Origin of the sequence: Pseudorhodoferax sp. Leaf274 (assembly GCF_001422445.1) — a bacterium.
Classification (GTDB): Bacteria; Pseudomonadota; Gammaproteobacteria; order Burkholderiales; family Burkholderiaceae_C; genus Pseudorhodoferax.
Map to the genome: position 1 here is coordinate 214,521 of NZ_LMNA01000030.1, position 14,577 is coordinate 229,097.

Here is a 14,577-nt window from a genome sequence, read left to right on the forward strand (position 1 = left end):
TTGCACGGGGGCCTGCGCACGGGGCTCACACGTACGGACGCCCGCGCTGCGCGCCAGCGTCGGCTCAGACCCCCCGCCGCGGCCGCACGCTCAATGCCCACGTCCACAGTTTCTCGCTGGGCAAGGGCAGCACCATGAACCAGTGTTCCAGCACCGCCAGGCTCAGCAGCGTGGCCACCAGGCAGGCGCCCGTGGCCCCGAATGCCGTGGCCACCGGATGCGCGGCCGCCTGCCACACCGCGCCCGCTGCCAGCGTGCCGGCGATCACCGAACTCGCGAACAGCGCGTTGCTGGGCCGCTGGCGGAAGTAGCTGTGCATGTAGCGCAGGTGCTCGGGCAGGAACTGCTCGTTGAGGTTGCGCACGCCCAGGAACACGTTGAGCTTGGCCGACAGGCGCATCACCCACAGTGCGAGGAAGGTCCACAGCGCGACCTGGTTGGGCTGGCCCCAGGTGAGCCAGAGCACCGCTGCACCCAGGCCCAGCAGCGCCAGCTCGTGCCACAGGATGGCCATGATGGCGTGGCCCACGCGGCGCCAGCCGGCGGACCCCGGCGGGCAGGGGCTGCGGCGCGGGCCGGTCACGTAGCCGAGCAGGAAGCCCAGCTCCTGCCAGCCCCAGACCGCGATCGCCGCCGTGAAGGCGAGGTAGGCACCGCTCACGCGGGTGTCGTCGGCGGTGGCGGCCACGCCGCACAGGGCCACGCCCAGCAGCACGGTGGCCATGCCCATCAGCGCGGCGTGCCAGCGGCGCGGCAGGCCGTTCAGGTAGAGGATCACGCCCGTGCTGGCCCACCAGACGATGAGGGTGTAGAGCAGCGGGGCGAGCAGCCGCATGGCGGGGTGGCCGTGTGGTGGGGCGGTGGTTGTGGCGGTGGTCGTGCGGGTGGGCGCGGGGCCTACCAGCTCGGCGCCACGCGCATGTCGGCCGGCAGCGCGTGCTGCTTCACCGGTCGCAGGTACAGGCGCAGGAAGCTGCCCGCCGCGCCGACCGCGCCGATGGCCTGCTGCACCCGGCCCACCACGCCGCCGCGCGCCTTGCCCGCGTCGATGCGGCGCGACCAGTGCAGCAGCCGCTCCAGCCCGGCGCGGAAGGCCGGGTGGTCGGTGTCCAGGCTGATCGGGAAGACCTGCTGGCTGATCTCGGTGGTGATGTCGAAGACCTTGTAGTCGTAGGTGGTCGGGTCCATGCCCAGCGCCTCGGCCAGCCAGGGCCGCGTGTGGTCGCGCACGTACATGGTGGCGTACACGGCCAGCAGGAAGAAGCGGATCCACAGCAGGTTGGCGCCCTGCAGCAGCCGGGGCTGCGCGCGCATCAGCAGCGCGAAGGATTCGCCGTGGCGGAATTCGTCGTTGCACCAGCGTTCGAACCAGCGAAAGATCGGGTGGAAGCGGCGCTCCGGGTGGCGCTCCAGCTGGCGGAAGATGGTGATGTAGCGCGCATAGCCGATCTTCTCGCTGAGGTAGGTGGCGTAGAAGATGTACTTGGGCTTGAAGAAGGTGTAGGCCTTGGTGCGCTTCAGGTTCACCAGGTCCACGCCCAGGCCGAAGTCCTTGAGCGACTGGTTCAGGAAGTTCGCGTGCCGCGACTCGTCGCGCGTCATGTAGCGCATGAGCTGCTTGATCTCGGGGTTGTCCACGTGCTTGGCGATCTCGGCGTAGAGCACGCAGCCGCTGTATTCGCTGGTGAGCGAGCTGACCAGGAACTCCTGGAAGTCGCGGCGCAGCTGCGGCGACCACTGGGCCGAGGCGGCGGCCACCTCGGCGGCGAAGGCCGCGTCGCGCTGGAAGTGGTCGTGGTTGTTGTCGCCCTCGTACTCGGCCATCATGGTGTCCCACTCGGCGCGCACCGGGCCCACGTCCAGCCGGTTCATGGCCGCGTAGTCGGTGGTGTAGAAGCGCGGCGTGAGCACCGTCTCCTGCTTGGCCAGGCGGGCGGCGTCGTCGGGGGTGTGCAGCTCGGCTTGCATGGTCGTTCCTTGATTCAGAGGAGCCGTGCGAACACGGCGGCGTTCACCGGTCCGAAGGACTCGAGGTCGATGCGGCGCTGCGTGGCCGGGTCGACCAGGGTCAGGCGGCCGTCGCTGCGGCCGATCAGTTCGAAGGGCATCTCGGGGCCGATGCCCTGGCGCTTGCGCTCGCGCACCAGGCCGCGCATGGTGCTGCGGATGAAGCCGCCGGTGCCGGCCACCACCGTGTCGAGCACCTTGCCGCTGCGGTCGTCGATGACCTGCAGGCTGCCGTCCTGCGCATCGGCGAAGCGCAGCGCGCGTTGCGAGACCGTGGGGGCGTCGGCCTGCTGCCGGATGTCGATGCCGGTGAGCCGCACGGCCGCCGTGGCCGCCAGCACGCACAGCACCAGCACGACCATCGCGAGCAGCGGCAGGGGGGCGAGGCGTTGGGTGGTCATGGCGATCTCTCGGGCGGTGGTGGTCGGCGTGGCGTCAGGCGTGTGCGTGCAAGCCGGGGGCGTTGGAAGGCGCGGCGGCGGCCTCGCGCACCGGGCGGCGCGGCAGCGGCTGCACGGCCTCGCCCTGCGGCACCGCCACGGGCGCCGCCACGGGTGCAGCGACGGGTGCAGCCGAAGGTCCGGCGATGGGTGCTTCGATGGGCGCAGCAGCCTGCCCGTGCGCCACCCGCAGCGCCTGCGACAGTTGCGCCGCCACGGCGGCCGCCTGGGCCTCGGGCAGCGCGCGCAGCATCGGCTGCGGCTGGCGCAGGTGCCAGGGGCGCGCATGCGGCCACAGGTGCGGGTAGGCGATGCGGTCGTCGCCGGCCAGGGCCAGCGCGATCTCGCCGCTGCCCTTGCGCTGGCGCAGGCCGGCGGACGCGATGCGCTTGAGCGGCAGGTTGAAGGTGATGGACAGCACCACGCCGATGCGCATGACCACGCGCGCGCTCGTCAGCGTGTAGACGCTGGTGCGCGCCAGCAGCCAGGCCATGCCCGCGATCAGGCCCAGACCCAGCGTGATGGGCGCGAGCATGCCCACGCAGCCCATGAGCGCAGCGCCCAGGCCGGCGCCGTCGTACAGGTCGCTGGCAAGCCGCCACACCAGCAGCAGCGCGAAGTACAGCGCCACCTTGCGGATGTGCAGCACCTGCACGGCCAGCAGCTTCGCGTCGGGGCTGCCCTGCCACAGCAGTGTCTCGCCGGGCGGCAAGGCCTCGGGCAGGCCGTGCGTGGCCTCGAACTCGTGCTCGTGCGCGGGCTCCAGGATGTTGACCGCCTTCACAGCAGCGGCTCCTGCCGGTCGGCCGTGGCATACAGCGTGCCGGCGCCGTAGTAGGCCATGATCTTCTCTTCCTCCAGCAGGGTCACCTGTTCCGGGTCCTTCGTGCCGGGCACGTCGGCGAAGTGCTGGCCCAGGATGGCGCGCACCAGCACGCGGCGCTTCTGCATGCGCGCGAAGTTGATCGGCAGCAGCACGCGCCGGCCGTTGGCGGCCTGCAGCTCGACGTAGCGGAACAGCATCTCGGCGCGGTCCACCCACAGGTCGACCACGGTGCCGCCTTCCACCATGTCGGCACCGTAGACCGGCAGGCCGCGCGGGTCCACGTCCTCGCGCGCCACGCCGAAGCCGCCGGCCACGCGCAGCGGCACGATGCGGGCGTCGCCCTCGACGGTGCGGTCGGGCCGGTCGGCGCGGTCGGCCCAGGCACCGGGACCCACGCCGGCCAGCAGGGGGTTGCCGGTGGGTTCGAGCGGCAGGCCGCGGTACACGCCCTCGTGCAGCGCCGGCTGGTTGTCGCGCCGCGCATTGGGCACCTGCAGCGTGCTGCCGTCGGCCATGCGGTAGGTCTTGGGCTCGGGCACCGCGGGGAAGCCCTGGTGCGTGATGCGGCCCGAGCGGTCCGACTCCAGCGGATAGCCCTCGCGCTTGTTCTCGCGGTGCAGGTAGTAGATCAGGCCCGCGAAGAACACCCAGAAGGCGTAGAGCACGAGTTGGGCGACGTCGATGTAGCCCGTGATGGCACCGGTTTGCATGGAAAGCTCCTTCAGCCAGGGAATTCCGCCAGGCCGAAGCGCCGGGCAGTGGGGGAGGGGTCGGTGCGTGCCGCGCGGCGGCTGCGCACCAGGGGACCGATGGCGACCAGCGCGGCGAACAGCAGCGCGATCTCCAGGTGGTAGACGGTGCTGTAGGGCACCGAGATGTCGGTCATCGCCGGCCCCAGCACGCCGTGCGCGCTGAGCCAGCCGAACACGTCGCGCAGCAGGCCGCCGGCCGCCGTGGCCAGGCCCGCGCAGCCGGCCTGCACCGCGCCCCAGGCACCCAGCGCCAGGCCCGCATGGCCGTCGACCTTCAGGCCCATCGCCACGATCAGCATGCACACGGCGAACAGCCCGCCGCCCAGGCCGATGCCGAACGAGCCGATGCGAAACAGCAGCGCCGACTGCAGCGGCGCGGCGAACACCACGGCCGCGAAGGCGAAGATGCCCACCAGCGCGCCCAGCGCCGCCAGGCGGTACGGATCGGCGCCCTGCTGCAGCTTGCGCGCCGCGAACGCGAAGGCCAGCAGCGAGCCGGCCGCCAGACCAGCCGTCAGCAGGCTGGTGGCGGCGACCGACAGGCCCAGCACGGTGGCGCCGTAGGGCTCCAGCACCACGTCCTGCATGGCGAAGCCCGCCGTGCCCAGGCCCAGCGCCACCAGGAAGCGCTTGGCCTGCGGCTGCGCGACGAAGCGGCTCCACGCGCTGCGGAAGGGCGCCTCGGGCGGCTCGGCGCGCCGGTGCGGGCTGCGCGCCTCCTGCTTCCACAGCGCGATGCCGTTGAGCACCACGGTGAGGATGGCCGCGCCCTGCACCACGCCCACCAGGCGCGTGGGCGTGAAGCTCGTCAGCACCACGCTGAAGAAGGCGCTGCCCACCAGCATGCCCACCAGCAGCATCACGTACATCAGCGCCACCACGCGCGGGCGCTTGTCCGCCGGCGAGAGGTCGGTGGCCAGTGCCAGGCCGGCCGTCTGCGTGGTCTGCATGCCCAGGCCCACCAGCATGAAGCCGAAGGCCGCGGCCGCCTCGGGGATGGCGGGGATGACGATCGCCGCCTGGCCCACCACACCGCTCGGCGCCATCAGCAGCAGCGCGAAGGGCAGGATGGACAAGCCGCCGAACTGCAGCAGCGTGCCGAACCACAGGTAGGGCACGCGCCGCCAGCCGAGCGCCGAGCGGTGCGTGTCGGAGCGGTAGCCCACGAAGGCGCGCAGCGGCGCGACCAGCATGGGCAGCGCCACCATCAGCGCCACCAGCCCGGCCGCCATGCCCATCTCCACGATCATCACGCGGTTCAGCGTGCCCACCAGCAGGGCGGCTGCCATGCCCACGGACACCTGGAACAGCGCCAGGCGCAACAGGCGCGCCAGCGGCAGGTCGGCACTGGCGGCATCGGCGAAGGGCAGCAGCCGCGGCGACATCCGCGTCCACAGCTTGATCAGGGGGGCGGGGGCGAGGTGCATCGCTCAGCCCCTGCGTGCCATCTCGCAGGCCTGCGAGGTGTAGAAGCCACTGGCAATCCGCTCGGTGCGGGCCTGTTGCCAGGCCGGCACGTCGCGCGAGAGGCGGGCGCGCAGGCCGTCCACACCGACCGGCACGATGGACGGCGCCCGGTCGCCGCGTGGGAACAGCTTGCCGACGTTGTGCATCACCGTCAACAGCGGCGTGCGCGGCGCCACCGTGAAGAGGATGCTGCGCCGCACGCGGCCCGACCAGCCTTGCAGCAGCGCGGCCGCATCCTCGGGTTGGTAGTGGATCAGCGAGTCCATCGCCACCACGTGGTCGAAGTCGCCGTCGTCGGGTGCACGCATGTCGCCGCTGCGCCAGGTGATGCGCGCGCGCAGCAGGGCCGCATCGGGTTCGGCGTCGCAGCGCTCGCGGCCCAGTTGCACCAGGGTGGGCGAGAGGTCGATGGCCAGCACTTCAGCGCCGCGCCGTGCGGCCTCCATGGCCAGCGCGCCGGTGCCGCAGCCGGCGTCCAGCAGCCGCAGGCCCGTCATGTCGGTGGGCAACCAGGACAGCAGGGTCGAGCGCATGCGGTCGCGCCCCGCGCGCACCGTGGCGCGGATACCGCTGACCGGCGCGTTGGACGTCAGCCGCGCCCAGGTGGCGGCGGCCGTGCGGTCGAAGTAGGTTTCGATCTCGCCGCGGCGTTGGACGTATTGGCTTTGCGCGGTCATGGTCAATCGAATCCCAGCAGGTCGAACAGGTCGCGGTCCTTGAGCGGAATGGCCTCCAGCGGCTCACCGCCCAGGTACAGGGCCGCAGCCAGCCGCATGTATTCCGCCTGCACCTTCTCCAGCTCGGGGCTGGCCTCCATCTCGAACAGCGTGCTCTTCTTGAGCCGGCTGCGGCGGATCACGTCCAGGTCGGGGAAGTGGGCCGCGAGCTTCAGCCCGGCGCGGGTGTTGTACTTGTCGATCTGGTCGGTGGCCGCGCTGCGGTTGGCGATCACGCCGCCCAGCCGCACCTTGTAGTTCTTGGCCTTGGCGCCGATGGCCTGCACGATGCGGTTCATCGCGAAGATCGAATCGAAGTCGTTGGCCGTGACGATCAGCGCGCGGTCGGCATGCTGCAGCGGCGCGGCGAAGCCGCCGCACACCACGTCGCCCAGCACGTCGAAGATCACCACGTCGGTGTCTTCCAGCAGGTGGTGTTCCTTGAGCAGCTTGACCGTCTGGCCCACCACGTAGCCGCCGCAGCCCGTGCCGGCGGGCGGGCCGCCGGCCTCCACGCACTGCACGCCGTTGTAGCCCGCGAACATGAAGTCCTCCGGCCGCAGCTCCTCGGCATGGAAGTCCACCGTCTCCAGCACGTCGATCACGGTGGGCAGCATCTTCTTGGTCAGCGTGAAGGTGCTGTCGTGCTTGGGGTCGCAGCCGATCTGCAGCACGCGCTTGCCCAGCCGCGAGAACGCGGCCGAGAGGTTCGACGAGGTGGTGCTCTTGCCGATGCCCCCCTTGCCGTAGATCGCGAACACCTTGGCGGTGCCGATGCTCACGTTCGGGTCCAACTGCACCTGCAGGCTGCCCTCGCCATCGAGCCTGCGCTTGCTGATGGTGCGGATCGGGAATTCTTCGACTGCGTTCATGCCGCGGCCCTTTCGACGAAGACACCTTCGAGGCGGTCTTCCAGTTCATCGCCGGCCTGGCGCAGGGCTTCGAGCGTGTCGGCGTCCGGCTGCCAGTACTGCCTGTCGCAGGCCTCCAGCAGACGGTTCGCCAGCCGCGCCGATGCGGTGGGATTGAGTTGGGCCAGGCGCTCGCGCATGGCCGGGTCGAGCACGAAGGTCTCGCTCAGGCGCTGGTAGACCCAAGGCTGCACCTGGCCGGTGGTGGCCGACCAGCCCAGCGTGTTGGTCAGGTGCACCTCGATCTGGCGCACGCCCTCGTAGCCGTGCTCCAGCATGCCTTCGTACCACTTGGGGTTGAGCATGCGCGTGTGCGTCTCCAGCGAGACCTGCTCGGAGAGGGTGCGCACCACGCCGGCGTCGCCCACGGTCTGGTCGCCGATGTAGACGGGCAGCAGGGCGGCAGCCTCGCCGCCGGGTGCTCGCTTGGCGCGCTGCACCGCGCGGCTGATGCCGCCCAGCGTGTCGAAGTAGGTGTCCACCGTGGTCACGCCGAGCTCCACCGAATCGAGGTTCTGGTAGGCCAGCTCCACGTTCTTGAGCACGCTGGCCAGCAGCGCGGCCTTCTGCACCGGCCGGCCGCTGCGGCCGTAGGCGAAGCCCTTGCGGCGCGTGTAGGTCTCGGCCAGTTCGTCTTCTTCCTGCCAGGCGCCGTTGTCGATCAGGCTGCCGACGTTGGCACCGTAGGCGCCCTCGGCGTTGCCGAACACGCGCAGCGCGGCGGTCTCCAGGTCGCAGCCCTGCTCGCGCTGGTAGGCCAGCGCATGCTTGCGCACGAAGTTCAGGTGCTCGGGCTCGTCGGCCGATGCGGCGAGGAACGCGGCCTCGGCCAGCAGCTTGATCTGCGCGGGCAGCAGGTCGCGGAAGATGCCCGACAGCGTGACCATCACGTCCACGCGCGGGCGGCCGAGTTGGTCCAGCGGCACCAGCTCGGCACCGGCGAGCCGCCCGTAGCTGTCGAAGCGCGGCGTGGCGCCGATCAGGGCCAGTGCCTGGCCGATGGGCGCGCCTTCGCTCTTGAGGTTGTCCGTGCCCCACAGCACCAGCGCGATGGATTCGGGGAAGCCGTGGCCGTCCTGCGCGTGGCGTTCCAGCAGGCGCGTGGCCTGCTGCGCGCCATCGAGCACGGCGAAGCGGCTGGGGATGCGCGTGGGGTCGAAGCCGTGCAGGTTGCGGCCCGTGGGCAGGATGTCGGGGTTGCGCAGCAGGTCGCCGCCGGGCGCGGGGCGCAGGTAGCCGCCGTCCAGCGCGTGGACCACGGCCGCGAGTTCGCTGTCGGTGGCCAGCAGGCGCGCGGTGTTGGCCAGCGACTCCATGTGCAGGCGCCGTTCGGCGTCGGCGCTGCGGCCTTCTTCGAGCAGCAGCTCGGCGGCGCTGGCGCCGGCGACCAGGCGTTCGACCTGGGCCACCGTCGGCGCCTGGCCGGTGGGGAAGCTGGCCTCGGCGCAGGCCAGCAGCATGCCGACGCGTTCGCTGGGCTTGGGCACTTCGCCCAGCACATGCAGGCCGTGCGGGATCAGCGTCTGCTCCAGCTCCTGCAGGGCTTCGGCGAGCCGGTGGACCTGCGCCTCGGCCGTGGCGTCCCATGCGGCGGCGCCGGCCGGCAGCAGGTGCATCGCCTGGCCTTGCGACTGCAGCAGCGGCGCCAGCGCGGCACGTTCGGCCACCGCGTCGGGTGGCAGCGTGCGCCAGCGTTGCAGCGACGCCTGCAGGTCGACCAGGCCGTTGTACAGCCCGGCCTGTGCCACCGGCGGCGTCAGGTAGCTGATCAGCGTGGCGGCGCTGCGGCGCTTGGCCAGCATGCCTTCGGAGGGGTTGTTGGCCGCGTAGAGGTACAGGTTGGGCAGATCGCCGATCAGCCGGTCGGGCCAGCAGTCGCCCGACAGGCCGGCCTGCTTGCCGGGCATGAATTCCAGCGCGCCGTGCGTGCCGAAGTGCAGCACCGCGTGCGCGCCGAAATCCTCGCGCAGCCAGCGGTAGAAGGCCGAGAACGCGTGCGTGGGCGCGAAGCCGCGCTCGAACAGCAGCCGCATCGGGTCGCCCTCGTGGCCGAAGGCGGGCTGGATGCCGACGAACACATTGCCGAAGCGCTCGCCCAGCACCTGGATGCTGTTGCCGTCGCTCTGCTGGCGGCCGGGGGCGGGGCCCCAGGTGCGCTCGATCTCGGCCAGCCAGCGCTCGCGGCGCACATGCTCGTTGGCGGGGATGCGCGCGTGCACGTTGGCCAGCGCCCCATGGCGCGCGGCGTTGCCGACCAGCAGGCGTTCGCGCAGGTCATCGACGCTGGCGGGCATCTCCACCGTGTAGCCCTCGCGCTGCAGCGCCTGCAGCGTGTTGTAGAGCGACGCGAACACGCCCAGGTAGGCGGCGGTGCCGGTGTTGCCCGCGTTGGGCGGGAAGTTGAACAGCACGGCAGCGATGCGGCGCTCGGCCCGTTCGCTGCGCTTGAGGCCCACCAGCCGTGCCACGCGCGCGGCGAGCATCTCGGCGCGGTCGGGGCAGGTGTGCATGTCGTTGTGGCCTTCGCTCTTGTCGAAGGTGCAGTGCCGGCTGCAGCCGGTGCAGGCGGCGCCGGCGGCGTCGCTGCGGCCGCCGTAGACCATGGGGCCGGTCGAGCCGTCCAGCTCGGGGATGGCGACCATCATGGTGCTCTCCAGCGGCAGCAGGCCGCGCTCGGAGCCGCCCCAGGCCTCCAGCGTCTGGAACTCCACCGGCATCACGGAGAGGTAGGGCACGTCGAGCTGTGCGAGCAGCGTCTCGGCCGCCTTGGCATCGTTGTAGGCGGGGCCGCCGACCAGCGAGAAGCCCGTCAACGACACCATCGCATCGACGGTGACGCGGCCGTTGTCGATGAAGAACTTCTCGACCGCGGGCCGCGCGTCCAGCCCGGTGGCGAAGGCCGGCAGCACCTGCAGGCCCTTGGCCTCCAGCGCGGCGATCACGCCGTCGTAGTGGGCGGTGTTGCCGGCCAGCAGGTAGGAGCGCAGCATGAGCAGGCCCACCGTGCCGCCGGGCTGCGTGCCGGCCAGTGCGATGGGGCGCGGCAGGTCGCGCGCGTGTTCGCTGATGCGCTGCGCCATGCGCGGGTGGTAGACGCCCAGCTCGGGGTATTCGGTCGGCTCGGCCGGCCGGGCGCGGCCGCGCAGCGCGGCGCGCGGGCCGGCGGCGTAGCGGTCCACCAGCAGGTGGACCAGCGCGGCGATGTTCTCCTGCGAGCCGGCCAGCCAGTACTGCAGCACCAGGAAGTACACGCGCACGTCCTGCGCGGTGCCGGGGATGAAGCGCAGGATCTTGGGCAGGCGGCGCAGCATCTTCATCTGCTGCGCGCCGGCACTGGCCTTGGCCTTGTCGTCGCCGCTGGTGGCCGACTTGCCGCGCAGGCGCTTGAGCAGCGCCATCGGCGCGCTGACCTTGCCGTCCATCGAGAACTTGCCCATGCGCGTGAGCTTCATCACCTCGCCGGCGGACATGGCGCAGACCATCGCGTCGCAGGCCTCGCGGCGCGCGCGCAGCGCCTCGAGGATGGGCAGGAAGTGGTCTTCCATGAACAGCATGGTGACCAGGATGATGTCGCCGCGGCCGATGTCGGCGATGCAGTGGCGCAGGGCTTCTTCGTCGGTGGCCCAGTCGGCGGCCGCGTGCACCGACAGGCCCACGCCTGGCAGCGCGCGCGCCAGCACGCCGTGCGCGCGCTCGGCCGCGCTGCGCAGGTGGCTGTCCATGGTGATCAGCACCACACGCATCGGCACCGCGGGCGGCGCGCGACCCGCAGCCCGTGTCTCAACGACTGAAATGGGCTTTGGCATCGTAGAGGGTCTCGATGGTGATGGTGGCCACGCCCTGGTCGAGGGCGTAGCGCTCGGTGTTGCGCCGGGCCTTGCCGCGCACGAAGAACGGGATCTTGCCCAGCTCGCGCTCGGCGTCCGGCGCCCAACGCGCGACGACGATGGGCTCGGCGCCCGGCGCGGGCATGGGGGCGGCGGCACTCGCCACGGGGGCGGTGTTCGCCACGGGGTCGGCGAACGGCACGGGGTCGGCACTCGCCGCGGGCGCGGGCGCCGGGTTGTTGCGCGTGAGGTGCGAGGGCGCGGCATCCTCGTGGAACTCGAAGTCGCCCTTGAACATGCCGAGCAGGTGCTCTTCCAGCCCCATCATCAGCGGCTGCACCCAGGTGTCGAAGATCACGTTGGCGCCTTCGAAACCCATCTGCGGTGCGTAGCGCGCCGGGAAGTCCTGCACATGCACGGGCGCGGAGATCACGGCGCAGGGCAGGCCCAGGCGCTTGGCGATGTGGCGTTCCATCTGCGTGCCCAGCACCAGCTCGGGCGCGGCGGTGGCGATGGCGGCTTCGACATCCAGATAGTCGTCGCAGATCAGGGGTTCGACGCCGTAGAGCGCGGCGGCCTCGCGCAGGTCGCGGGCGAACTCGCGGCTGTAGGTGCCCAGGCCCACGACCTGCAGGCCCAGCTCCTGGCTGGCGACGCGGGCGGCGGCAATGGCATGCGTGGCGTCGCCGAACACGAAGACGCGCTTGCCGGTGAGGTAGTTGGCGTCGACCGAGCCCGCGTACCACGGGCTGTGCGAGGCCGTGGCGTCGACGCGGGCCGCTGCCTCTTGCGGGTCGATGCCGGCCAGCCCCGCCACCTCGGCGATGAACGCGCGCGTGGCCTGCACGCCGATGGGCACGGTGCGGGTGTGCGGCTGGCCCAGGGTGCGCTGCAGCCAGCCGGCGGCCAGCTGGCCGGTCTCGGGGTACAGCACCACGTTGAAGTCGGCCTCGCCCAGCCGGGTCAGGTCGTGCGGGCTCGCACCCAGCGGGGCGACCACGTTGACCTCGACGCCGATCTGCGCCAGCAGGCCGCGGATCTCCTTCAGGTCGTCGCGGTGGCGGAAACCCAGGGCCGTGGGGCCGAGGATGTTGCAGCGGGGGGCGGCGCCACCCGCAACACGTTCTTCGCGCGCCACGCGCGTCTTGGGCACCAGGTTGCGGACCAGCTGGTAGAAGGTTTCCGAAGCGCCCCAGTTCTCCTTCTTCTGGTAGGAGGGCAGTTCCAGCGCCACCACGGGGATCGGCAGCGCCAGTGCCTGCGCCAGGCCGCCGGGGTCGTCCTGGATCAGCTCGGCGGTGCACGATGCGCCCACCAGCATGGCCTGCGGCTGGAAGCGCTCGAAGGCGTTGCGCACGGCGTCCTTGAACAGCTGCGCGGTGTCGCTGCCCAGGTCGCGCGCCTGGAAACTGGTGTAGCTGACGGGCGGGCGCGTGCTCTTGCGCTCGATCATCGTGAACAGCAGGTCGGCGTAGGTGTCGCCCTGCGGCGCGTGCAGCACGTAGTGCAGATCGCGCATGCCCGTGGCCACGCGCATGGCCCCCACGTGCGGGGGGCCTTCGTAGGTCCAGAGGGTGAGCTGCATGGCGCGGTGCGGGTCGGTCTATGCGGCCAGCAGCTGGCGGCGGTGCAGCGGGCGGCTGAAGAGCCCGGCCAGGTCGGCCGCCTGCTCGAAGCCCTGGATCGGGCTGAACACCAGCTCGATGGACCACTTGGTGGTGTAGCCCTCGGCCTCCAGCGGGTTGGCCAGGCCTAGGCCGCAGACGATGAGGTCGGGGTCGGCGGCGCGGCAGCGGTCCAGCTGGCGTTCCACGTCCTGGCCTTCGCTGAGCACGGTGCCGGCCGGCAGCCAGGCCAGCTCCTGCGCCAGGTGCTGGCGGTGCAGGTAGGGCGTGCCGACCTCGGTCAGCTGCATGCCCATCTCGCGCGCCAGGAAGCGGGCCAGCGGCAGCTCCAGCTGCGAATCGGGAAAGAAGAAGATGCGCTTGCCGGCGAGCTGGCGGCGGTGCACGGCCAGCGCGGCTTCGGCGCGCTGGCGGGCGGGCGCCATGGCCTGCAGCGCCAGCGCCTGGGGCACGCCCATCGCGTCCGCGGCGGCCAGCAGCCAGGCGGCGCTGCCTTCCACGCCGAGCGGGAAGGGGGCGGCGACACGTTGCGCGCCGCGCGCTTCCAGCAGGCGTGCGGTTTCGGCCAGGAAGGGCTGGGCCAGCAGCATGCGGGTGTGCGGGCCCACGGCCGGCATGCTGCCCGCGCGGCGGGCCGGCAGGAAATCCACGCGCGTGATGCCCATGGCGCCGAGCAGGCGGCGGAACTGGTCCTCCACCACATCGGCCAGCGCGCCGACGATGAGCAGCGAAGGCGTGTCGTCCGTCGCCTCGGCCAGCTGCGGCACGAGCGCGGCGAGGCAGGCGTCCTCGCCCTGCGTGAAGGTGGTCTCGATGCCGCTGCCGGAGTAGTTCAGCACCCGCACGGCGCCGTGCTGCTGCGACAGCCGCTGCGCGGCGCGCGACAGGTCGAGCTTGATGACTTCGGACGGGCAGGAGCCGACCAGGAACAGGAGCTTGATGTCGGGCCGGCGCTGCAGCAGGCGCGAGACGACCTTGTCCAATTCTTCGTTCGCGTCGGCCAGGCCGGCCAGGTCACGCTCGTCGATGATGGCGGTGGCGAAGCGCGGCTCGGCAAAGATCATCACGCCGGCGGCCGACTGGATCAGGTGCGCGCAGGTGCGCGAGCCGACCACGAGGAAGAACGCGTCCTGGATCTTGCGGTGCAGCCAGATGATGCCGGTGAGGCCGCAGAAGACTTCGCGCTGGCCGCGCTCGCGCAGCACTTCGGTGTCGGTGCAGCCGGTCTCCAGCTGGATCGGGATGACCGCCGCGTTCATGCCGCCACCCCTGCCGCCATGTCCAGCCGCGCGGCGCGCAGCTTCAGCACGAATTGCGTGGCGTTGATCGCATAGGCCGCGTAGGCCGCCAGCGCCAGCACCATCTGCCCGGTGGCCGTGCCCCAGCCGTTCCACCACGCCAGCAGGTAGCCCGTGTGCAGCGCCAGCACCAGCATGCTGAACACGTCTTCCCAGTAGAAGGCCGGCGCGAAGAGCCAGCGGTCGAACACCACCTTCTCCCAGATGCAGCCCGTGACCATGATCAGGTAGAGCAGCGCGGTCTTGGCCAGCACGCTCCAGGCGGCCCACTGTTCGCCCTGGCCGGTCGCCAGGAAGCGCAGCACCAGCACCACGCTCACCAGGAACACCAGGAACTGCACCGGGGCCAGCAGGCCCTGCACCAGGGTCCAGCGGGTGGCATCGCGGCGGGCGCGCTCGGTGGGGGTGTAGAGCGGCGCGCGCCCAGTCGGGGGCCTCAATGGCGCTTCGGACAACGAGGCAATCGGGGGCATGGGCCGAATCTAGGCGGCCAGCATCCAGGTGTCAACATTAATTGACGTTAAGCGAAATAGACACTTCCTAGGGTTTGCCCGTGGATGGCGTGTTTCGCCTTGACTATCCCCAATCGGCCCACGATATTGCTGCCCGGGCGACCTAAACCGCAGGATCGGGCGGCACCCAAGCATCCGTTGTCAACCGATGTTGACGCTGCGGGCGCTGTTCGAAAAATGATTGGCAGTGGCACTG

General features: G+C 71.3%; 12 protein-coding genes. All 12 read right to left on the reverse strand.

Translation table 11 applies throughout. The annotated features are described in order from the left end of the window. Nucleotides 1-64: 64 nt before the first annotated feature. A complete protein-coding gene (puhE, locus tag ASF44_RS27825; protein ID WP_056902518.1) occupies nucleotides 65-835 on the reverse strand; it encodes a putative photosynthetic complex assembly protein PuhE in 771 nt (256 codons plus the stop codon). Between the two features lie 62 nt (nucleotides 836-897). After that, nucleotides 898-1,968: a magnesium-protoporphyrin IX monomethyl ester (oxidative) cyclase gene (gene acsF / locus ASF44_RS27830; RefSeq protein ID WP_056902519.1), complete on the reverse strand. Its 1,071-nt coding sequence runs from the start codon at nucleotides 1,966-1,968 to the stop codon at nucleotides 898-900. Between the two features lie 14 nt (nucleotides 1,969-1,982). Further along, entirely contained in the window at nucleotides 1,983-2,408 is a 426-nt protein-coding gene (gene puhC / locus ASF44_RS27835) for a photosynthetic complex assembly protein PuhC (RefSeq protein ID WP_056902520.1), read from the reverse strand. Nucleotides 2,409-2,442: 34 nt separating this feature from the next. Further along, complete coding sequence (puhB, locus tag ASF44_RS27840) at nucleotides 2,443-3,231, reverse strand: photosynthetic complex putative assembly protein PuhB (protein ID WP_056902521.1); 789 nt, start codon at nucleotides 3,229-3,231, stop codon at nucleotides 2,443-2,445. Then, nucleotides 3,228-3,983 (reverse strand): photosynthetic reaction center subunit H, encoded by a 756-nt coding sequence (gene puhA / locus ASF44_RS27845; protein ID WP_056902522.1) that lies wholly within the window; start codon nucleotides 3,981-3,983, stop codon nucleotides 3,228-3,230. Before puhA ends, puhB begins: the two co-directional genes overlap by 4 nt. An 11-nt stretch (nucleotides 3,984-3,994) precedes the next feature. Next, nucleotides 3,995-5,452, reverse strand: coding sequence for a BCD family MFS transporter (locus ASF44_RS27850; RefSeq protein ID WP_056902523.1), 1,458 nt, complete (start codon nucleotides 5,450-5,452; stop codon nucleotides 3,995-3,997). A 3-nt stretch (nucleotides 5,453-5,455) separates the two neighbouring features. After that, the gene (gene bchM / locus ASF44_RS27855) at nucleotides 5,456-6,169 is read right to left on the reverse strand and encodes a magnesium protoporphyrin IX methyltransferase (protein ID WP_056902524.1); all 714 of its coding nucleotides are present in this window, start codon (nucleotides 6,167-6,169) and stop codon (nucleotides 5,456-5,458) included. Between the two features lie 2 nt (nucleotides 6,170-6,171). Then, on the reverse strand, nucleotides 6,172-7,080 hold the full coding sequence (gene bchL / locus ASF44_RS27860) for a ferredoxin:protochlorophyllide reductase (ATP-dependent) iron-sulfur ATP-binding protein (protein ID WP_056902525.1): 909 nt from the start codon (nucleotides 7,078-7,080) through the stop codon (nucleotides 6,172-6,174). Then, nucleotides 7,077-10,925: a magnesium chelatase subunit H gene (locus ASF44_RS27865; RefSeq protein WP_056902526.1), complete on the reverse strand. Its 3,849-nt coding sequence runs from the start codon at nucleotides 10,923-10,925 to the stop codon at nucleotides 7,077-7,079. The genes bchL and ASF44_RS27865 overlap by 4 nt, the downstream gene beginning before the upstream one ends. Then, nucleotides 10,900-12,531: a ferredoxin:protochlorophyllide reductase (ATP-dependent) subunit B gene (bchB, locus tag ASF44_RS27870; RefSeq protein WP_056902527.1), complete on the reverse strand. Its 1,632-nt coding sequence runs from the start codon at nucleotides 12,529-12,531 to the stop codon at nucleotides 10,900-10,902. The genes ASF44_RS27865 and bchB overlap by 26 nt, the downstream gene beginning before the upstream one ends. A gap of 18 nt (nucleotides 12,532-12,549) precedes the next feature. After that, complete coding sequence (locus ASF44_RS27875; RefSeq protein WP_056902528.1) at nucleotides 12,550-13,830, reverse strand: ferredoxin:protochlorophyllide reductase (ATP-dependent) subunit N; 1,281 nt, start codon at nucleotides 13,828-13,830, stop codon at nucleotides 12,550-12,552. Next, nucleotides 13,827-14,309 (reverse strand): 2-vinyl bacteriochlorophyllide hydratase, encoded by a 483-nt coding sequence (gene bchF, locus ASF44_RS27880; protein WP_056902529.1) that lies wholly within the window; start codon nucleotides 14,307-14,309, stop codon nucleotides 13,827-13,829. The genes ASF44_RS27875 and bchF overlap by 4 nt, the downstream gene beginning before the upstream one ends. Nucleotides 14,310-14,577: the final 268 nt, after the last annotated feature.